This window comes from Paenibacillus oryziterrae (genome assembly GCF_042610485.1).
In the GTDB taxonomy this organism is placed as follows: Bacteria; Bacillota; Bacilli; order Paenibacillales; family Paenibacillaceae; genus Paenibacillus_AQ.
In genome coordinates this window covers 97682-118990 of sequence record NZ_JBGJZO010000014.1, presented here as the reverse complement: position 1 = coordinate 118990, position 21309 = coordinate 97682, and the positions used below count along the sequence as shown (strand labels likewise).

Below are 21309 nucleotides of genomic sequence, written 5' to 3'. Positions count from 1 at the left end.
GCCTTAAGCTAATGGCTACTACTGCCTTCGCCATTCGGGACTTCAACCCTAGAGATAGCGCCCATGCTGGGCGCACTAAAAAAAGGCCTTCTCATCGGATGATGAGAGGGCCTTTTGGCGATTATTAGTGCTGATCCTGCTGCCGTGCTTGGGACTCCTGAGAATGGTTGCTCTGCTGGTTCTGCTGGGCACCCTTGCCCTGATGTTCCCGCGGAGCGTGTTTCTTTCCATGCTCTTTACCCCGGTGCTTCTTCCCGTGACTGTCACGATTATCCCGGTTGTCACGGTTCTGACGCTCCTTCGTACCTTCTCTGCCCGTTGAATGATTACTGTTATGCTGCTTGAGGTTTGAAACTCTTTGCGGCTGCTCCTCTTTCAACGGATCCTCTACAGCGGAATCCCCCGCTTCCGGATTCTCAGGCGCAAGTGCTTCCTGTATATCCTTAGTCAGGATGTCTTTATATCCTTCAACCGGCTGTTCCTTCAGCTTCTGCAACACGAAATGTGCACAGCCGAAATTACAATATTCATTAATATAATCCACCATCCCGGAAATCGCTGTATCCCGGTTCACCTTAGGATGGTTGTCCCGATAGAAGCCTTTCAGTCTTAATTGGCTGTAGCCCCAGTCTCCGACAATATAATCGTACCGTTCCAGCACCTCGCTGTATCTTCCGCGAAACGCCTCCGGATTCCAACCGTCTTTATGGTCTAAAATAAGCTCGTATCCTTTTCCGCCTATAACGATCAAGCAAAAGTCGCCGCCCTTCATGAAAAGTTAAACGTGAAATATCTGCCTCATATTATAACATGTGCCCGGATGAATTGCCTGTTTTTGTCTTTGCCCTTTTGGAAGAATGGATAAAAAGCGCCTCATTAACTCAAAATAAAGAAAAGCTGGTGTCACAGATCTTGTTACCCTCGGGAAAAAGGAGGTATGTGTACATTGTTCCTGTTCCAAAATACGAAATGGTGCAGAAGGCTGGCCTGCTTATCCGCAGCGGCCTTACTCTTTAGCAGTCTTGGGATTTCTGCCCGAACAGACGCTGCAAAAAATCCGTCTTCAGTGTCGGGTGTCAATACTACCCGTCTCAATAGTCAGAATGAGCTGCTGGCGGCGCGCCAAAGTCTTTATGGGCATATCTCCACAGTTACAGGCATTCCTTGGTATCGGCTGGCCGCAATCGACCAATATGAACGGACCATTGCCAAACGGGTGAAAGGACAACCGGATACTCCGGCACGTCTACTTGGTATCTCAGTCCCTCCCCCCTTGTGGTGCGGTCCGCTTAATCCCGATCAGTCTGATGTTTCTCTGGCATCCATCCGTTTTTTTGATGGAATGGGCCGTGACGGCTCCGGAGACGGAATCGCAGATCCCGGCAATGATAAAGATTTATTATTCAGTATCGCAGCCTATTTGCAGAAATACGGTAGCTCGGAGAGTGATTTCAATATTGCCGTCTGGGAGTATTATCATCTGGGACGGGCTGCAATGCGTGTTAACCAGTTCGCCAAGCTATACGAGCATTTCGGGCGTCTGGATTTATCCGGCAGTGCTTTTCCGCTGCCCCTTGGCAACCTGTACGCTTACCGCAGCACTTGGGGCACCGGCCGCAGTTGGGGTGGAGCACGAATTCATGAAGGAACCGACCTGTTCACTCCGCACGGCATGACGGTGCGCAGCACTTGCTTTGGCATTATTGAAACCAAAGGCTGGAACCGGTACGGCGGCTGGAGAATTGGGATTCGTGATATCGAGAACCGCTACCATTACTATGCCCATCTGGCCGGGTACGAGAAATCCTTGTCCAGAGGTGATATTGTCTCACCGGGACAGACGATCGGCTGGGTCGGCAGCTCCGGATACGGAAAACCTGGTACCCAAGGGAAGTTCCCTCCCCATCTCCATTATGGGATCTACCGCGACCGCGGAATGACCGAATGGGCCTTTGACCCATATCCGCTGCTGAAGCAGTGGGAGAATAGCGAACGCAAAGCCTTGAAGTCAAAGAAGAAAAGCCGCTGATATTCAGCGGCTTTTTGCTGTACAACTCCGGCTTAGCTAGTACTCCGGATAAACTGCAGCACTTCGCTCATGATCAAATCCTTGTCTTCACCATAACATACCATATGTCCGCTGTGGTTAGCGACAAGTACTTCTTTGCGCCGGGCCTTAATTGCAGTATGCAGGTAGGGTGCACTTTTGGTCTTCACCAGATGATCTCGTTTCCCCTGAACAATTAAAGTAGGAATTTCGATTTGCGGATAGATATCAAAGCTTTCCCGCACCATCCGCTGAAATTCTATGGTGGCCTTGGCAGGAGTAGATCCCCATTTGCTTACATAATTCTTCAGCATGTCAACCTTGGTCAGCGTCTTCAGAATCTCCACCGGGTTGAGCGGAAATACCGGAGCCGATAACAGCGTCAGCGACTTAATTCTGTTCCTGTATTGAACAGACAGGCGGGAAGCAATCAGCGCACCCGTGGAGAATCCGATAAGATGCACTCTGTCATTGCCGTCCAGCAGCTCCGCAAGCTTCTCCTCCGCACTTTGCTGCCAGTCATGCCTGCTTGTCTGCAGTAGATCCCTTCTGGTTCCGCCATGTCCCCTGAGTGTAAACGTCATGCAGTGGTAATCATGTTGTTCCATATAGCGGGATAAGGGTTCGATTTCGAATATTCCTCCGGTAAATCCGTGAATGAATAAGCAGCTGTCCATAAAGGGCTCCTCTTTATTTAATAGGTACTGGCAGAACATGTACGCTTTGAAGATCCGATAGATATCTGTCCTATATTAGTATCTTACCATTTGAACAATAATTTGTACCTTTGCGGACTGAGATGCTGTTAATTTCTGCAGTTCGCTTAGCTTGCAAAACATGGATTTCACTCCAAATAAGCGCTGCTCAGTCCGCTACTAGCGTGTGGCCTATCTGTAGGGCTATCTGCGGCAGCGGAAAAGTGTTGGGATCATCACTGTTTTCTGGTTCAATGTTCCATAATATAATTGATATGCAATTCCCCATTATCCATAAAATTTTTTCATGGATTGCATGCTTTGCTTGAATTTTACGTCTACAGACGGCTGATGTACACTTTAAATGTAAGCGTTACCATCATATTCGAACCACATGCGCGCAGGCAGGTTTGGAAGGGATGTTCTTTTCAGCAAGAGGGTAGTGTTACACAATTTCAGAGGGGGTTGCACATGGTTATTCAGGTCTTAGCCATTGTCCTTGCACTTGGCATGCTTATGTTTTTCGCTTACCGGGGATTTCCGGTTATCGTATTTGCACCTATTTTTACATTACTAGCGGTAGTGATCTCAGGGGTTGCCCTGATGCCGAGTTATACCGAAGTTTACATGTTAAACGCCGCCAATTACGTCAAGAACTTCTTCCCGATCTTCTTACTTGGTGCCATATTTGGTAAAATGATGGAGCTAAGCGGTGCTGCTTCCTCCATCGCCCAAGCAATTGTTAAAGCGCTCGGCTCCAAACGCGCCATGCTGGCTGTCGTGCTTGCCTGTTCCGTACTGACGTATGGCGGTGTCTCCTTGTTCGTGGTTGCTTTTGCAGTATATCCTTTCGCTGTAGCCATCTTCCGCGAAGCCGACATCCCAAAACGCCTGATTCCAGGTACGATCGCACTTGGCGCATTTACTTATACGATGGATGCACTCCCGGGTACACCACAAATTCAGAACATTATTCCGACAACCTATTTCGGTACTGATGCCTATGCAGCTCCACTAGTCGGCATTGCTGGTGCACTCATTGTATTCTGCGGCGGCTTGTGGTGGCTGGAACGCCGTCGTAAACAAGCCTTCGAGAACGGTGAAGGTTATGGCGTCGGTCATAAGAATGAGCCGGAAATTCTGGAGGGTGCCAAATATCCGAACATCTGGATCTCTGTCCTCCCGCTTGCACTTGTACTGGTCTTCAACTTTGTATTAAGCAGAACCTCCCTGTCCGTCACCAACTGGTACAGCAGCGAGCTGCTGGAATCTTTTAAAATTGCCAACGTCAAAACCGTATCCTCCAGTTGGGCCCTGATTGTTGCTCTCTGTATCGGTGTGGTAGCCGCCGGCTGCATCAATGTCCGTCAAGTAAAAGGTAAAATGGCAGCCGGATTGACCGCTGCCGCCATGGGTTCCCTGCTCGCAATCTTCAACACCGCTTCTGAAGTAGGGTTCGGGAACGTCGTTAAGACACTGCCTGGCTTCAAGTCGATTCAGGACTGGATTATGAACATCAGCGACCATCCTCTAATCTCTGAAGCATTATCCGTTAATATCCTTGCCGGGGTAACCGGCTCCGCATCAGGCGGTTTGTCCATAGCTCTTGAGGTTATGGGCAAGCAGTATCTGTCCATGGCACAAAACTTGGGAATTAGCCCGGAAATGCTGCACAGAATCGCTTCCATGGCGTCCGGCGGTATGGATACGCTTCCACATAACGGTGCGGTTATCACATTGCTCGCCATTACCGGCTTAACACACAAGCAGTCCTATAAAGATATTTTCGCTATCACCTGCCTGAAGACCATTGCCGTATTCACCCTTGCTATTGTACTGTCCATATTCTAATTAAACCGTGGAGGTATGCAGAAATGACCCGTTTTTTGGAAAATAGAGTAGCTTTCGTTACTGGTGCAGCCAGTGGTATCGGACTTGAAATCGCCCGGAAATTCGCCCATGAAGGGGCAAAGGTCGTCATTTCCGATGTTCGTGAAGAGCATGCGGTCAGTGCCGCGGAAGAGCTGAAGTCGCAGGGTTATGAAGCCTATGGCCTGAGATGTGATGTCACCCAGGAAGCGGAGTACGGTGTTGCCATCGCTAAAGCTAAAGAAGTCTATGGAAGACTGGATATTCTGGTGAACAACGCAGGACTGCAGCATGTGTCCCCTATCGAGGATTTTCCTGTAGACAAGTTTGAGTTTATGCTCAAAGTGATGCTGACCGGCGCTTTTATCGGCATCAAGCACGCATTCCCGATCATGAAAGAGCAAGGCTACGGACGTATCATCAATATGGCTTCCATCAACGGAGTAATCGGCTTTGCCGGTAAAGCCGCCTATAACAGTGCGAAACACGGACTGATCGGCTTGACGAAGGTCGCTGCGCTTGAAGGCGCAGCCCATGGTATTACTGTGAACGCCCTCTGTCCGGGTTATGTGGATACTCCGCTGGTGCGCGGACAAATGGAAGACCTGGCCAGAACACGCAATGTGCCGCTGGAAAGCGTACTGGAAGAAGTAATCTATCCGCTGGTTCCGCAGAAACGCCTGCTGGCCGTTGAAGAAATCGCGGACTATGCGATGCTTATCGCCAGTGAAAGACTTAAAGGGGTCACAGGTTCCACGCTGCTGATCGACGGCGGATATACTGCTCAATAATCGTCACGATACCATGTGCAGTTTCAGAAGAAACAATAAACCAGTTAAGCACCGAAACGTGCCGGACTGGTTTTTTGGCATTTCTACCTGAGAATTTTACTTCATAGTCTAAAAAAATGTTTAGCCGTGAATGGTTAAGCGCATATTAGGTTCAACAGTCTGTTCCACTATACCAAGGCACTATGCCAGGGAGGCTTTAATAACTATGTTCAGACGCATGGATGAGATCTCAATCGAAATTCCCACTGTCGAAAAGCCCGACCCCAATGCCGCTGCAGCCGTACAGGAGCTTCTGGGCGGGAAGTTTGGAGAAATGTCGACCCTCAACAACTATTTGTATCAGTCCTTTAACTTCCGCTCGAAAACCAAGCTTATGCCCTTCTATGATCTGCTCATGAGCATAACGGCGGAAGAGCTGGGCCACGTAGAGCTGGTGTCGCATGCCGTTAACAAATGCCTGTGTGGTTCCACTGGCATGAAGGAGCCGGATTCCACTCCACTGGGCTCCGCCAAAGATGCCCGGCTATCCTATCATTTCCTCGCCGGCGCCCAAGGTGCCATGCCATTCGACTCCATGGGAAATCCATGGACCGGTGCCAATGTATTCAACAGCGGCAATCTGGTCGAAGACCTGCTGCATAACTTCTTCCTCGAATGCGGAGCCAGAACGCATAAAATGAAGGTATATGAAATGACAGACCACCCTGCAGCACGGGCTGTCGTAGGGTACCTGCTTGTGCGCGGCGGCGTACATGTCGTTGCCTACGCCAAGGCATTAGAGATAGCCACAGGGGTGAACGTAACCAAGCTTGTGCCTATTCCTTCGCTTAATAACAAACACTTTAGTGAGGCAAGAAAATACGAGGAGAAGGGTGTTCATACGAAGCTGTATACGTGGAGTGATAAAGACTTCACTTCGATTAACCAGATTTGGAAAGGAACCCACCCTGAAGACGGTCAGCCGCTCGAAGTTATTCAGGGCTCCCCGGAAGGCTTCCCTATTCCAGAAGCCCCGGCACTCGAAGAGGAATTTGCTCCCGGCATCTCAGCCGAGGAATTCGCAGCGATCGCCCGGCGGCTGAAGATGGCAGGCAATATTACGGATTAAGGCAAGGGATTTGATACTAGATAGGAGGGGTGTCCCAGGCAGCCATTTCTTGGCTTATGGGACACCCCTCTGCGCTTTGTAGCGGGCATTACATTACCGCATGATTGCATGTTGTGCGGTACACTTACTTTCATAACCGTTACATCATCTCGATAATGGTCGTGACACCGTGCCCTCCGCCAATGCAGAGAGTAGCCAGGCCTGTTCGTGCACCCCGCTGCTTCAAGGCATGGATCAGAGTAACAAGGACACGCGCGCCGCTGGCACCGATCGGGTGCCCGAGCGCGATAGCTCCGCCGTTCACATTGACCTTCTCTTCCGGGAATTCAAGTGCTTGACCAACAGCCAGCATCTGCGCAGCAAAGGCTTCATTAGCTTCAATGAGATCAATGTCACTGATCTTCAAACCGCTCTTCTGAAGTGCTTTTTTCGTGGCCGGAACGGGTCCCATTCCCATAATAGAAGGATCGACGCCACCGGAAGCATAGGACAGGATCCGGGCAAGCGGTGTAATTCCCAGCTCTCTGGCCTTCTCTCCCGACATGATCACCATGGCTGCTGCGCCATCGTTAATGCCTGATGCGTTGCCGGCGGTTACGCAGCCATCCTTTTTGAACGCTGGCTTAAGGCCGGACAGCTTCTCATAACTGGTTCCCTTTCTTGGGAATTCATCAGTGTCGAATACTATGGCATCGCCTTTTCTCTGCGGAATGACTACAGGTATAATCTCTTCCTTGAAGCTTCCTTGCTCGATCGCCCGAAGTGCCTTGTCCTGACTGGCCGCGGCGAGCCTGTCCTGCATCTCCCGGGTGATTCCGAACTGACCGGCGACATTCTCTGCCGTGATGCCCATGTGGTAGCTGTTAAAAGCGCACGTCAGTCCGTCGCTCAACATCGTATCCGTCAATTCTCCATTTCCCATACGATATCCGAAGCGTGCCTGTTCCAGCAGATACGGTGCTTTTGACATATTTTCCATGCCGCCCGCAACGATAATTTCACTGTCTCCGGACATAATGCTCTGCGCAGCCAAATGGACTGCCTTCATCCCTGATCCGCACACCTTATTAATGGTCAGGGCGGAGGCTTCCACGGGAACACCCGCTTTTATTGCAGCTTGGCGCGCCGGGTTCTGCCCAAGTCCCGCCTGAAGCACATTGCCCATAATCACTTCATCCACCTGCTCCGGATTAACCCCGGCACGCTGCAACGCTTCTTTGATCACAAGCGCCCCAAGATCTACAGCCGCGATCCCGGCAAGGCTTCCGCCAAACGTACCCAGCGCCGTACGTACTGCGCTGACGATCACAATATCCTTGGAACCGGTCATGACAACACCTCGTCCGACGTTATATTTTTCATAGTACCAAGCTGGGGAGACACGCTGAATGGAGCTTCTGTATGCAATGTAACCGTTTCCAATTCTATGCCTGGCGCTAGCTCTTCCAGCAGCAATCCATGCCCTGTCACCCGGAATACGGCCAATTCGGTAATGATCATCGACACTACACCCCGGGCTGTCAGTGGCAGAGTACACTGGCTGACAACCTTGGAAGCCCCGTTCTTAGAGGTATGCTCCATGGCGACGATGACTTTTCGTGCACCTGTCACCAGATCCATAGCCCCGCCCATGCCGGGAACCATTTTACCGGGAACCATCCAGTTAGCCAGATTGCCCGCCGCATCAACCTCAAGTCCGCCTAAGATGGTCACATCCACATGTCCGCCGCGGATAAGAGCAAATGAGGTAGCACTGTCAAAGAATGCAGCTCCGGGAACAATGCTTGCCGGCTTACCGCCTGCATTTACAAGATCGGGGGTGATTTCACTCTGAACCGGACCCAGACCGGTGTATCCATTTTCGGACTGCAAGATGATGTTGACGCCTGAAGGAAGATAGCTCGGAATAAGTGTCGGCAGCCCGATCCCCAGATTCACCACATCCCCGTCCGTAAGCTCCTGCGCCGCTCTACGTGCAATAAGCTCTTTCGTATCCATAATTATTTGCTCTCCCCGCAACAGATGATTTTATCAACCAGTACACCCGGAGTCACAACCATATTAGGGTCCAGTTCCCCGGTTTCTACTATCTCATCAACCTCGACAATAACAAGATCAGCAGCCAGCGCCATGAGCGGGTTAAAATTACGGGCCGAGTTCCGGTATACCAGATTTCCCGCCTTGTCCGCTTTATGCGCTTTGAGCAGTGCGATATCCGCCCGTAGCGGCAGCTCTACCAGATATTCCTTGCCGTCAATCGTTAAGGTCTGTTTATTCTCAGCTACCATAGTGCCGATCCCCGTAGGGGTCAAAATACCGCCAAGTCCTGCGCCGCCTGCCCGCACCCGCTCGGCAAGCGTACCTTGCGGAACCAGCTCTACATCCAGCTCACCGGCCATCATCTGCTTCCCGGTTTCAGGGTTGGTGCCGATATGGGAGGCAATGACCTTCTTTAGCCGTCTGTTGATGACCAGCGGTCCAACTCCCGTATCGACCAGTGCGGTATCGCTGGAGATTAACGTAATATCGTGTATATCCTGTTCAATCAGGATTTGTACCAATGCCTCAGGTGCACCTGTCCCCATAAATCCGCCTGCCATAATCGTCATGCCATCCCGGAACAGCGGGCCTATTTCTTCAAGCGAAGCTACTTTACTCACACCAAACGCCTCCTGTATTTTTCTGGAGCCCCATTGACAAATGTGTTGTTAATGACTTTATGTATATAGTGTACAACGGGGTTTTTGAGGGGTAAAATTCAGACATCGCATGCAAACCATGAAAAATTATTATAGATTGGAGGCGCTTACTTGTGGATGTGAGGAACTTGAAATACATTCTTGAGGTCGCCAACCTGCACAATATTACGAAGGCAGCGGAGAAGCTTCATCTCACTCAACCGACGCTCAGCAAGATGGTGAAGAATATGGAGGACGAGCTTGGGGTTACGCTGTTCGACCGTTCCGGCAAATACGTCAAGCTGACCGATGCGGGCATGGCAGCCATGGAGCAGATCAAACTGATTATCACCGCGGTCGATAACCTGCATATGACGCTGGATGATATCAGTAACCTGAAGACCGGAACGATCAAGATCGGCCTGCCGCCTGTGATCAGCTCCGTTTTTGTACCCAAGATCGTCACTCCTTTTCAAAAAAAATATCCCAACATTACCTTCGAGCTCATAGAGGAAGGCTCGAAGAATGTTGAGAATATGGTGCTGGAGGGCAGTATTGATCTGGGTGCCGTCCTGCTTCCCGTCCGGGAGGGCAGTTTCGGAATTAAGCCATTTGTACGCGAGAATCTGGCGATTGTCGTCCATAAGTCGCATCCCCTTGCTGCCCAAGAGGAGATTTCTTTATCTGACCTGCAGGATGAACCGCTGATTCTGTTCGCCAAAGGCTTTGCTATGCGGCAGCATATTATCGATGCCTGTTACGGCGCCGGCTTTGAAGCTAAAATCGCTTATGAAAGCGCTCAATGGGATTTGTTGGTAGAACTTGTGTCTGCTAATTTAGGAACCGCTTTTCTGCCTGAACCCTTGTGTGAGAAGGTAACCAATCCGAATGTGCGTATTCTGCCGCTGCGGAATCCTTCAATCCCCTGGAATGTGGTCCTCATCTGGAACAAGGAGCGTTATATCTCTAAATGCATGCGGGAATTTATCCGTTTTCTCGGAGACCAATCCGAAGGACTTTAGGTTACGAATTATCCGCACTCCCGGAAGGGTCCCCGCTACCGTCTTCTGAGTTCACAGTGCTGTTACCTGTTGAATTCTGCTCTGAATTATCACGAGGCGCTTCTTCTTGAGCGGTCTCTTCTTTATCGTCCTCAGTTACCTGTGGTGCAGGAATAGAAATTCCCGGAGCGCTGCTTCCGTTTGACCCGACAGGCTCACCTTGGTTGTCGTAGTAATACATAGGCACATCTCCCACCACCATCAAATAGGATACCGGAATTTCTGTATCCACGATTTGAGGCTCGACATCAAACGGTATCACTACAGCTACTTCAGTCACGATATGGATATAGACTTCAACCAGAATCATATTGATTCCGGCGTCTTTCTGGCGGGTATTCAACTCTACCTTCACTGCACCCTGCGGTTCAATCTTGATCGGTACATCCGGACCGAAGGAGGCAATCAGCGGACTGCCAAGCGCCTGACCCAAAGGAATACGCTCCGTCTGGTTATGCAGCTGCTGCAGCGTGGACTGGATCACTGCCGTTGCCTCTGATGTAATGCGCATATGTTCGGCGTAATTAAGCATAAATCCGGAGATTTTACCTTTATTATCGGTCTTCCAGTCAATTAGCTGCTCCGCTGTACTGCTGCTTGCAACTTGGGCCGTGATCGCCTTGTTAATGGATTCTGTCGCAATCTGCTTCACCCGGATCTGGGCTAAATGGAGAATGGGAGGCTTCAGATGGCTCTCCACGTAACGAATACTTTGCAGGACAGCCAGAATCAGTATCAAGGATACAATAAGCCAGAACCGTCGGCGGCCTCCCCGCTTCTTCACGCGGTTCACCGGAGCAGCAGTGCCTGTATTTCTGTCACCTCTCCATAAATTAGCTTTGCTTGCTTTAGCCTTAAACCCGGTGCTGTAAGGCTGAGCATGCGGCGCAGAACGCCGTGATTTGAAGGCTGCCGGCCTTCTCCCGGAGGCTCCCGGGACTCCATCCCAGCTAAAACGAGGCAGCCGCATGCGGCCGATACTCGGTATCTTTAGTCTCCGGCTGCCCCATTTTCTTCTTCTCCCCATGGCATAACCCTCCCGCTGTACCCGGCGGTCAAGCCGCCCATATTGGTATAAGGTATTCGCCAGAAACACAAAAAAGAAGAACACTTCCCATCAGCGGCTTGCAGCATCGGGAGAGTTCTTCCGGTTTGATATTAATTAAGCTACTAATGAGGTCAGGTCATTCTGCTGCGCTTATCCTCCTGAAGATGACCCCAGTGTCTGCGGATAAAGACACCTACCAGAATGACGAAGAATACGCCATACCAGGTCAGATAGACTCCCCACTCCTCCCGTGGCACAATCAAGGTCGAACTGAGGGTACCAAACAGCCAGATGTAGGAGAGATTACCGAGCACCGTACCCCAAATGAAGGATCTCGTCGGGATCGGGGAGACTGCAGCCATAAAGTTAATGATGTTGTTCGGTACAATCGGAACCGTCCGCAGCAGCACCAGTGTCCAGATGCCGTACCTGTTCAAGTAACGCTGCCATTTATCATAACGTTTCAGGCGTGAGCGCCACTTCCGGTCGAACCAGTTATACAAATATCGCCGGAATAAGAAATACACCAGTACCCCGCCCACATTACAGGCGAGCCAGCTGATCACCATACCGCCGATCACATGGAACACAGAAACATGCAGCACAATCAGGATAGCGAAAGGAAAGAATCCGAGCAGACTCTGCAATAAAGCCAGCGGTAGGGTTACGAACAAAATAGAGGGACCGGAGAGACCCAGGGTTAACAGCAGCCAATCAATCCATTCATTAATGGTGTCAGTCACGGAGTGTTCTCCTCTCTATACTCCTTGCAGCAACTGCTACTTACTCAGACATAAGCACTTCATTCAAGAAAAACACCCCTTAACGGGGTGTCTATATCATTAAGCTTCTTATGTAATGATATGCAAGAACAGTCTAGAGCATACAAGTTACAAAATTGTAGCCTATATATTACTTTATCATATCACAATATTTTATTAACTGTAAAATTGCATGAACTGTAAAACTGAGCTTACTGAGCTTACAAAGCCGGTTCCGATGTAACCACCTTATTTTTGCCGCTTCGTTTCGCTTCATATAGCAGCGCATCTACACTCGCAATGCATGCTTCTTTGGTGACGTTGGTATTAAAACAGCCCAAACCGCAGCTGATGGTAACGGATCGTCCGGACATTTCTGGCATGGGAAGAGCGGCTACCTTAGAGCGTATACTCTCCATAATGAGCTGATGCTGCTCAAATTCATTACCGGCAAAAACCACCGCGAATTCCTCACCTCCATATCTGGCGGCAAAGGCTATTACCGGGCAGCTTTCACGTATAACTGAGGAGGCACGGGCCAACACTCCGTCTCCTACAATATGTCCATATGTATCATTAATCTCTTTGAAATTGTCGAGGTCAATGAGCGCCAGCGAAAATCCCATATCCTGCCCGGATACCACGGCCTGCTCAATAATCTCATCAAATGCCGCCCGGTTATAGAGTTGGGTTAAATAGTCGGTACGGGCCAATTGTTTCATTCTTTCATTATGGAGATACAGATCCTTCTTTTCCAGAAAGGAATGCTCCAGCGCGTTCGCAATTTCCTTCCCCCTTTGGGTAATCGCCATTGTGACCAAGGTATTGGCGGCGAGCAGTAAAACAAAGGTTAAGACATCATACGCCTTTAGCTGATTCCGAAACAAGTCACTTGCGATGTAAACGCCAACATAACCTATTAACTGAACGACCGCACTGAACAATATAAGGCGTATACTAAAAAATAAAATGGAAGAGCTGAGCACGACTAAAAAAGCGGCAGGAATGACCCTCACATCAAAGCTGACGTAAACAGCGGTTGCAGACATAAATGCACCTGCCAGAGACAGATATGCCGGAAGAACATGGGTGCTGCGTTGTTTGTACTTATAGATCCACTCCGAAGGCGCAATAACTGCAGCCATGGACAGCGCAGGAATAATGATATTGCGGTAAACAAAAAATGATCCGTCAAAAAGCGGATCCATAAAGAAGAATACGGCACATTGCCCCAGCAAATGAATGGCGACAACCACCCAGTAGGTATTCATAATAATCCGAACCCATTTTGAATCATAGTACAAAGATTTGCTCCCCCTGCTCTCTACGCGTGTAAAGCAATTATACATGTTTTAAGAAAGTCAGAACACAACTACTTCCTGCCTGCAAAAAAACCACAGAAAAACAGCGACACCCCCGTTTCACCGGAGGCATCGCCGCTTACATTCAATCTACTGAAGCATAATCATAAGGTAAAACGACTTTTGAGAAGTCGCTTGGTGCATTCACTTTAACCTTGGTATCTGCGGATCCCAGCTGATTCCACAGCTCGATCCGGATTTTGCCGCCGCGGAAGTCCTGATAATCAGAACCTGTAATCGTCAGCGTCCCCCGGTCAGTCTGGGTAAATTTCTCCCATTCATTAACCACCGGATTCAAGGCATAAGTAGGTGACTTCTCCATGCGATCCCAAGTTCCGTCTCCGTCAAAATCATAGGAGATCCGCACCATCAGCGCTGTGCCAACCACTGACCCTATCGTGTCAAAATACAGCTGATACGCGGTCATTCCTTCTTTGTAATCGGCATTCACATGATTGAGTGTGAAGACCACAGGATTCACAGGCTCGATGTAATGATTCCCTCCGGCAGCCGATGGTACATTCAAATCTGCAACCGCTGTTCCGGCCTTAGCGGACAGTTCATTCGCGGCTCCATCGCTGTTCAGGAATAGAATGACCGGCCCTTCAAGAGCTGGCTCTTCCGGCTCTGTCCCGGCAGCTTCTGAGGTTACGGTCAATGGTGCGCTTAAGGCTGAAGCATTGCCTGCCTCATCCTTCGCTTTTACCGTGAAGGTATATGCTGTCTCCGGAGTTAAGCCGTTCACTTTAAAAGAAGTGGCTTCCGTCGTTCCTTTTAATTCATCACCAATGTAAATTTCATACGCTGTAACCCCAGTGTCATCCGTGGAAGGATTCCACGAAAGGGTAATGCTCAGGGTCGTTTTATTAGTGAAATGTAATCCTTCCGGGATCGAAGGCGCTTCGGTATCCGGGATAATCTCGCCGCCCCCGTTGCCGATATTAAAGCTGTTCGCAGCTGCGGTAACGGTATGCCCATCCGAGAACGTAACCGTTAATTCGCTGTTTGTCATGTTATAGACCAGATAGGTTTTTACACCTTCCTTATTAAACACTGCATATAGTGGATAGTCTGCAGTGATGCTCCGCTCTACATTGCCGAGTGCATCCAAATTGTAGATCCAGTGATAGGCATTGGCCTTGGAGTTGCCTGCTTCCGGGCTCATCACAGCCGCTCTGGCACTGAACTTGGCCTTAGCGTCACTGATGTTCGAAATCGCCCGGTACATATAGATCAGGTCTTCCCAGGCATCAAAGCTCGTTCCGCCATTCTCTGTCACCATCGTGGAGTAGTTCGTTCCGGTGTACGCGGGATATTGGGTCAGATAGAGAGAAGCGCCCGTAATCGGCAGCCAGTTGATGCCATGCACTTCCTCTGGATTGTTGGTCCACCATACGGCGTCCCCTACAGTTTTGCCACCCCAAATCATGCTGGCTGTGGAACGGGTGAAGCCCGGGTCATGGTTCTCGCCGTTCACATCAAACCAGTAATCATTGATGGCATTCATTTCGGTTGTATATTGATAAATCCCCAAATCGCGGACGGCTGTGTTACCCGTTGCCTCGCCCCACAGAATCAGCCCCGCCCAGGCATTCATCCCCTCGGAGGAAGATTCATTATTATTGCCGTCTCCGAACCGGGCATGACCGGCAGCCCACGAGTGACCCTCATACGGATCGAAATTCCGCAGGAAAGGGAATCTTTCATCCTCCCTGTTCCCGTTCGCCGTATCGCTGATCAGCAGGTTGACCATACCTCCCCAGTTCTGCTCCTGCGCCCATTCCTTATCCACACGGGCAATCTCGGCTGCAGCCTTGATGAAATAGCCGTAATGGAAGTGGTGATCATTTAATTCGAGGACGCTTCCGAAGCTGTCCGGATAGCCGAGCAGCGTGCCCCAGTTACTGTTGTAATAGAATAGATTGGAGGACTTCAAATTGCCGGAACCGTCTGTAGCCGTGAACCATTCCTCCAGCCTGGATTTGATCTCATCCCTAAATTTCGCAGCAGCAACGGTATCGCCGACCTGATCGGCAATCGGCGCCAGTGTAGCCAGCTTGCCAAGCCGTTTGCCGATCCAATACGTATCCCGATCACCCGTATAAACTTCTGCTTCCGCTTCATCTACATAGGAGGCAAGTGTAGTCCGGTTATAAGACCCCAAATCCGGCAGCGTTGGTAACACGCCGTTAAACTTCATGGTCGTTGTAAAAGAACTTCCCTCCGCGGTCTTCATCAGCCCTCTGACCGATTTGTACGTATAACCAAGCAGGGTTTGGCTGGAGTTCTGCCATTGATGCGGGTACAGGCTGAAGATCGTTCCGGTCTGCATGCCCTCTTTGGCTTCCGTGGTATAGGTATAGGTAGTACCGACCTCACTGGCAGCGGCATTATAATTCCAGCTGACCGTTGTATCTGTAACATGAGAATAGGCATATTGCTTGAACTTGCTGAGCGCAGCTTCCGATTTCTCGGGAAGTACGGCAATCGAGAAGTAATCCTTGCCGCCTAAATTGTTGGTCAGCACCTTCGTCCCGATTCCGCTCCAGGTACTGCCAGTCGGTCCGAAGAGCGCATAATTCGCCCCGGCAATTGACACACCTAGTACAGCACTGTTCGCATCTCCCGACCATACTTCCGGCACCGTATAGAACGAAATCTTCGGATTACCGCCGCCATAGGAGAAATACACGAACGGAGAGCCATGTCCGTAAGTGGCCTTCATCGTGTGAGTGCCGTTCTTATACATAGCACTGACGAACCAGTCGCTGAAATCATCGACCTTGGCATCCGGGAAGGTTGATTCATTACTATGTCCGACGACAAAGTCGTGAATATCATTCATCCAGCCGGCAATGGCTACAGAATTCGCAGTGATCCGGTTGCCGGGATAATAGATGCGCAGCCCATCTCCCTGATTCTTCATCGCCAGCGGATGGGGATACTGGGCCTCGGAATATTTATCCCAGGCCAGATTGCTCCACCAGTCGTTTGTCGGCATGGCTCCGGTCACATTGTCCGTCTTATAGATCATGGACTGGACATTGTTTAACCCGGAAGGGAGCACCGTAGTGTAGGAACCGGCCCCAAGAGCCGGCTGCGCCTCCGATGGTGTCCCGCCACCGCCGTTGCCCGCTGCACTGGTGACAACGGCAAGGGCGGTGCTGGCTGCAGAACTGTTACCTGCGGCATCCTTCGATTTCACGGTAAAAGAGTACGACGTAGCTGCAGTTAGTCCGGTCACGGTATAACTTGTCGCCGTTGCCGTGCCGGCAAGTACGCCATCTTTAAACACGTCATATCCGGTGACCTCTTTGTTGTCCGTCGATGCCGTCCAGGACAGGTCAACGCTTGTGGCCGTTTTGGCAGGCGAAGTAAGTCCGGCCGGAACCGAAGGTGCCTGGGTATCCGGAAGCTCTGCTCCAACCTCCTGGATCATGACATCATCAATCGATATCGTATGGGCTGTAGCTGGTGTAGTTACTCCATCGACCGTGACATCCCCGAGCAAGAAATTCAGCTTGAGCAGCGAACTTCCAGTGAACGTAAATGTGTTCGTATACAGTGCTTCAGCCGTAGTAAGCTTGAAATTCACCGCTGGTACCGGAGTGTTCGTATACTCCACGATAATCGGACGTGCCTGTGTGGAGCTCGCTTTAAAGCTCAGCTTGTAGGTCTTGCCGCTCTCCAGGCGGATTCCCTCCTGGTAGAACTGGGTATGCCAGGTGGCATTCCCTTTGTAGCCGATAATCAGCTTGGCGGCTCCATTCTCGATCTTCAGCTCCGAACCTGCATCCTGATGGACATAGTGGTTCCAGCTGTTACCGCCATTCGCGAAGCTGCCGTTAACTACCAGGTTCCCGTCGCTGGCAAGCACAGGCTGCGTTACAACTGCTGGAGCATAACCCCCGGCATTTACCGTGATTTTGTAGCTTCCCTCACCCGGGAACAGACTGCCGCTAAGGTTGATAGCACCCGGAGACAAGGTATACTGGCTCGGATTAAGCGTGGTATTCCCCACGGATACTGAAGAAACCGCACTTCTCCAAGCAGAATCATCTGTAAAAGCAACGGTAATATCGCTTCCGGCCTTATTTCCGGTAGTATCTTTTCTAAGCCCCGGCGGTTTAGATACCGGAGCACCTTTAACCTCGAATTTCACATTGTCGATGAACACATCATGGGAAGCCCCCACCGCAGTCGTACCCGTAAGCAGGCCGAGCAGGAATTTCAGGCTGACGGCATCATCTTTTGGCATAGTGAATTCGAAGTAGTAAGGGGTAGTCGTTCCGGTCAGATCAATCGTCTCATTGAGGTACTTGAAGTTGCCCGCATTCTCCGCAAGAATGTTCATCTTCCGGTTCACCGTGGAACGGGCATCAAAGCTAACGACATAGTTGACCCCGGCATATACAGGAAGACCGTTCTGGATAAGCATGGAGCTCCACGGATTGCTGCCCTGATTACCCACCGTTACTTTGGCTTCTCCACCTGCGACGGACGCGGCGGTATAACCTCCACTGTCACTGATGGGCTCCCAAGCATTCAGCCCATCACCGAAATCACCATTGCTGAGCGGGTAGAAGACGGTTCCCGGCGGGAAGTACGTGCTGGTGCGAACCAGTTTGATGTTATCCAGCGTAATTGTGCCTGAAGCTCCGCCCAGATGTAATTTGAGCTGCGAAAGAGGATCGGATGATCCTGCAAGATGATTGAAGGTGACGGTATACAATTTCTCGTCTGCTCCAACACTCACGGTTTTCTCTTCGTACCGGGTGCCATCTGCCTTTGTCAGCTCTGCACGAATGTCTCTGGCTGCTGACGCTTTGGCATTGAAGGTTAATTTATAATCATGGCCTTCCAGCAAAAATACGCCTTTCTGCAGCAGAGTAACATCCCCGGCTCCATTCGTTTCATTCGTTATAGCCACGTCCAGCTTACGTTTGGCTTCCTCAACCTTGCCTGCACCAGACGCGGCTCCTGAACTGATAATATGCCAGTAGCTTAACCGGTCAGGCAGTCCCTGATCAAAGGTTCCGTTGTATACATGGTTGCCGTCGCCCTGCGGTTCCTTGGCTGTATCGTGTTCAAAAGGGATCTCCTTGACCTCTTCCAGTCTCACATTACCGATCCAGACTGGAGAGTTATTAAGCCCCATATTAAACTCGATGCGGGCCGCATTATCCGATCCGCGTTTCATCTGGAAATACATCTTGTAGCCTTTGGCGGCATCTGTCAGCGGGACTGCAAGGTTCTCTGAATACGCGGCGAAACCTTTCGTAGATCCGCCTGTAACTTTCACGTCAATGTTCCGCTTCGTATCGGTCAGTGCATTAAATGTCAGCTTGTAGATCCTGCCCTTCGCCAGCGAGACAATGGCCTGCGGCTGAACAGAATAGTTATTACTGCCGGCATTCGTAATCGACACCTTGGCGAAATTAACGCCGCCGATATTCTGGATATTTACCGCTGCTGCGGCTCCCGGATCCTTATACAGCACCCAGTGTGCCGTCCCCGGTGTTCCCATGCCGGAATCTCCGGTAACATTCTCCGTGAAACTGCTGTTGTATACCAGGTTTCCGTCTGGCTGCGGAAGATTTGCACCTGTGAGATAATCTTCCTTCTCATAGGTTGGGAGCACAGGCTCGCGGTAGCTTCGTCCCGTCAATTCATACACACGGACATAATCAATGGCCATCGATTTCGGAAAAACCGTAGAATTATCCGGATTGCCGTCGAAATTCCCGCCGACCGCCAGGTTCATCAGCAGATGAAAGTTCTGGTCAAACGGAGCCGGATACGTATTGTTAGCAGCCTGCCCCGCACTTCTGCCATACCAGTCGTTCTGCGTGGAGTACAGCTCGCCGTCCACATACCAGCGCATTTCCCCCGGTTCCCACTCCAGAGTATAGGTATGGTAATCCTCAACGGTAGAGCTTCCGGCAAAATGGTACTCTTGCCCCGTATACACGTTGTTCGGATACTGTGATCCGTAATGAAGCGTTCCCGCAACAGTCTGCGGCTTGCTGCCCCAGCCCTCCATAATATCAATCTCACCGGAAGCCGCCCATGTACCGTAGACGCTTTCCTCAGGCAGCATCCAGATCGCCGGCCATAAACCTTTGCCTGTCGGCAATTTGGCCCGGATTTCGAATTTGCCGTAGGTTTGGCTGAACTTGCCTTTTGTTTTAATACGAGTGGAGGTGTAGTCTTTGCCTCCCTTCGCTTCCTTACGGGCGGTTATAACCAGATTGCCGTCCGTTTCCTTCACATTGTTCTCTTCGTTCGTATAATATTCCAGCTCATTATTCCCCCAACCCGGGTTACCGACAATCGTGCCGTCACCCAGATCATAGGTCCATTTGTCCGGATCAATCGTGCCACCGTTGAACTCATCGCTCCACTCCAGTGTCCACGGATCAGCTGTGGGCGTGGCGGTCGGAGTAGCTGTTGGTGTAGCTGTCGCTGTTGCTGTAGCTGTTGCTGTAGCTGTTGCTGTAGCTGTCGCTGTTGCCGTAGCAGTCGCAGTCGCTGTTGCCGTAGCGGTCGCAGTCGCTGTTGCCGTGGCGGTCGCAGTCGGCACTGATCCTCCTCCGGGGCTTCCGTTCCCTGCCGGCGCAGCAGTAGCCGTTGGTCCAACTAGTGTAACTGGGCCAGATGCCCCTTTTACTGCGGGTGCACCACCAATCGTTACAGCCTCAGCCTGATTATCTACAGTGATGAAGCTTCCGCTGCCATCAAAGGCCGAACCTTTCGCTTCAGGCAGAAGGTACAGCTTCTTAACTGTACTTTTGCCTTCAAGGTTCACCTTAACAGGCGCGCTAATATCAAGCAGACCTACTGTACCAGAGAGATTCAGCACCAGAGTTTTGCCGGAGGAATCTCCTGTAACAATATTTCCGAAATCCCCCTTAAAGACGGCCTTTAGCCCCCCGGCTCCCCGCACATATACAGTGCCGGTAACCGTAACGCCGTTCAACACAATCTCTCCGTCCCCGATACCTTCGGACAGGTACAAATTGCCATCAATAACCGTATCCTTCAAAATCACACCAGGGCGGTTGATCACCACATTCCCTTTGATGGTGCCCAGTGATGTTTCGCCTTGCTGCATGACAAGGCCGGTGATCATCCGGTCAAGCAGAACTGCGAACTCCGCCCGCGTCAGGACTGCATCCGGTTTGAACACGCCTCCAGGGTATCCCTGCAGATATCCGGATGTCACGAGCGCTTCAATCGCCTTGATATTCTCCGTATCCAAGCCATTCAGATCCTTGAATATTGACTTAGGCCCTTCCGGAAAATGAAAAATTCTCTGCAGAGCCAGCGCGGCCTCCGCACGTGTGAAGAGCTTCGACGGCTGAATCCGGTTATCTTCATCTGCAGTTATATAACCGACGGCAATGCCTTTAGCGATATCTTTGTAGTACCATGAACCTGCTGGAACGTCCGGCATCACAGCCTCTGATACATCCTGAAAATTAAAGATGCGGTTCACCATGGCCGTAAACTCTGCCTTGGTCAGTTCCTTCTTCGGCTTAAAGGACCCGTCCCCATATCCGCTTACAATTCCCGCTGTACTCCAGCGTTCAACCGGCTTTAAGGCCCAGTGGCCTGACGGCACATCGGTAAACGCTTTCAATTGTGAAGATGACAACCCTTCCGCTGCAGCAGTCTGAGAAATCTTAGTTCCTCCGTCCGCCGCAACAGACCTGCCCCCAACCGGCGACAGCAGCCCCGATACTAGCACGAGCGCTGCCAAAGCTGCCGAGATGTTCCTTTTCATCTTGCTTTTACCCCCTCGGTTTCGGAATATTCGCCTCAAAAAAATTCTCGAACTCGAAATCGGTTTCGATTATCGCTATTCTATTTAGCACTTATCATTTTTAT

General features: G+C 50.7%; 13 protein-coding genes and 2 pseudogenes. 5 read left to right on the top strand and 10 right to left on the bottom strand.

Going from position 1 to position 21309, the window contains the following annotated elements; all coding sequences use genetic code 11:
- Nucleotides 1–124: 124 nt before the first annotated feature.
- Complete coding sequence (locus tag ACAN55_RS15780) at nucleotides 125–772, bottom strand: YutD family protein (protein WP_379134637.1); 648 nt, start codon at nucleotides 770–772, stop codon at nucleotides 125–127.
- Between the two features lie 174 nt (nucleotides 773–946).
- Here ACAN55_RS15780 and ACAN55_RS15775 point away from each other — a divergent pair, with 174 nt between their 5' ends.
- Nucleotides 947–2029 carry a M23 family metallopeptidase gene (locus ACAN55_RS15775; protein WP_379134635.1) on the top strand — a complete coding sequence of 361 codons (1083 nt, stop codon included), beginning with the start codon at nucleotides 947–949 and terminating at the stop codon, nucleotides 2027–2029.
- Between the two features lie 32 nt (nucleotides 2030–2061).
- Here ACAN55_RS15775 and ACAN55_RS15770 read toward each other — a convergent pair whose 3' ends face one another.
- Nucleotides 2062–2724 carry an alpha/beta hydrolase gene (locus ACAN55_RS15770; RefSeq protein WP_379134632.1) on the bottom strand — a complete coding sequence of 221 codons (663 nt, stop codon included), beginning with the start codon at nucleotides 2722–2724 and terminating at the stop codon, nucleotides 2062–2064.
- Between the two features lie 489 nt (nucleotides 2725–3213).
- On the opposite strand from ACAN55_RS15770, the gene ACAN55_RS15765 reads away from it, so the two are divergent.
- The 3 genes from ACAN55_RS15765 to ACAN55_RS15755 all read left to right on the top strand — a co-directional run bounded on the left by ACAN55_RS15765 (nucleotide 3214) and on the right by ACAN55_RS15755 (nucleotide 6510).
- Nucleotides 3214–4593 carry a GntP family permease gene (locus ACAN55_RS15765; RefSeq protein WP_379134629.1) on the top strand — a complete coding sequence of 460 codons (1380 nt, stop codon included), beginning with the start codon at nucleotides 3214–3216 and terminating at the stop codon, nucleotides 4591–4593.
- 23 nt (nucleotides 4594–4616) lie between these two features.
- Nucleotides 4617–5402, top strand: coding sequence for a 3-hydroxybutyrate dehydrogenase (locus tag ACAN55_RS15760; protein ID WP_379134627.1), 786 nt, complete (start codon nucleotides 4617–4619; stop codon nucleotides 5400–5402).
- 205 nt (nucleotides 5403–5607) lie between these two features.
- Nucleotides 5608–6510 (top strand): manganese catalase family protein, encoded by a 903-nt coding sequence (locus tag ACAN55_RS15755; protein WP_379134625.1) that lies wholly within the window; start codon nucleotides 5608–5610, stop codon nucleotides 6508–6510.
- Nucleotides 6511–6649: 139 nt separating this feature from the next.
- On the opposite strand, the gene ACAN55_RS15750 is transcribed toward ACAN55_RS15755, so the two are convergent.
- Genes ACAN55_RS15750 through atoD form a run of 3 tightly spaced genes read right to left on the bottom strand, consistent with a single transcriptional unit; the run spans nucleotide 6650 to nucleotide 9170 of the window.
- Nucleotides 6650–7840, bottom strand: coding sequence for an acetyl-CoA C-acetyltransferase (locus ACAN55_RS15750; protein ID WP_379134622.1), 1191 nt, complete (start codon nucleotides 7838–7840; stop codon nucleotides 6650–6652).
- On the bottom strand, nucleotides 7837–8508 hold the full coding sequence (locus ACAN55_RS15745) for a 3-oxoacid CoA-transferase subunit B (RefSeq protein WP_379134620.1): 672 nt from the start codon (nucleotides 8506–8508) through the stop codon (nucleotides 7837–7839). Before ACAN55_RS15745 ends, ACAN55_RS15750 begins: the two co-directional genes overlap by 4 nt.
- 2 nt (nucleotides 8509–8510) lie before the next feature.
- Nucleotides 8511–9170 carry an acetate CoA-transferase subunit alpha gene (atoD, locus tag ACAN55_RS15740; RefSeq protein WP_379134618.1) on the bottom strand — a complete coding sequence of 220 codons (660 nt, stop codon included), beginning with the start codon at nucleotides 9168–9170 and terminating at the stop codon, nucleotides 8511–8513.
- A gap of 152 nt (nucleotides 9171–9322) precedes the next feature.
- Between atoD and ACAN55_RS15735 the strand changes: the two genes are divergently transcribed.
- On the top strand, nucleotides 9323–10210 hold the full coding sequence (locus tag ACAN55_RS15735) for a LysR family transcriptional regulator (protein ID WP_379134616.1): 888 nt from the start codon (nucleotides 9323–9325) through the stop codon (nucleotides 10208–10210).
- Nucleotide 10211: 1 nt separating this feature from the next.
- On the opposite strand, the gene yunB is transcribed toward ACAN55_RS15735, so the two are convergent.
- The 5 genes and pseudogenes from yunB to ACAN55_RS15710 all read right to left on the bottom strand — a co-directional run.
- Entirely contained in the window at nucleotides 10212–11276 is a 1065-nt protein-coding gene (gene yunB, locus ACAN55_RS15730; protein ID WP_379134613.1) for a sporulation protein YunB, read from the bottom strand.
- A gap of 152 nt (nucleotides 11277–11428) precedes the next feature.
- Nucleotides 11429–12040, bottom strand: a complete 612-nt coding sequence (locus tag ACAN55_RS15725) for a TVP38/TMEM64 family protein (RefSeq protein ID WP_379134609.1) — start codon at nucleotides 12038–12040, stop codon at nucleotides 11429–11431.
- Between the two features lie 239 nt (nucleotides 12041–12279).
- Entirely contained in the window at nucleotides 12280–13362 is a 1083-nt protein-coding gene (locus tag ACAN55_RS15720) for a GGDEF domain-containing protein (protein WP_379134607.1), read from the bottom strand.
- A gap of 559 nt (nucleotides 13363–13921) precedes the next feature.
- Nucleotides 13922–16507: pseudogene (locus ACAN55_RS15715) on the bottom strand (glycosyl hydrolase); the annotation flags it as partial.
- A gap of 84 nt (nucleotides 16508–16591) precedes the next feature.
- Nucleotides 16592–21205 (bottom strand): annotated as a pseudogene (locus ACAN55_RS15710) (carbohydrate binding domain-containing protein); the annotation flags it as partial.
- Nucleotides 21206–21309: the final 104 nt, after the last annotated feature.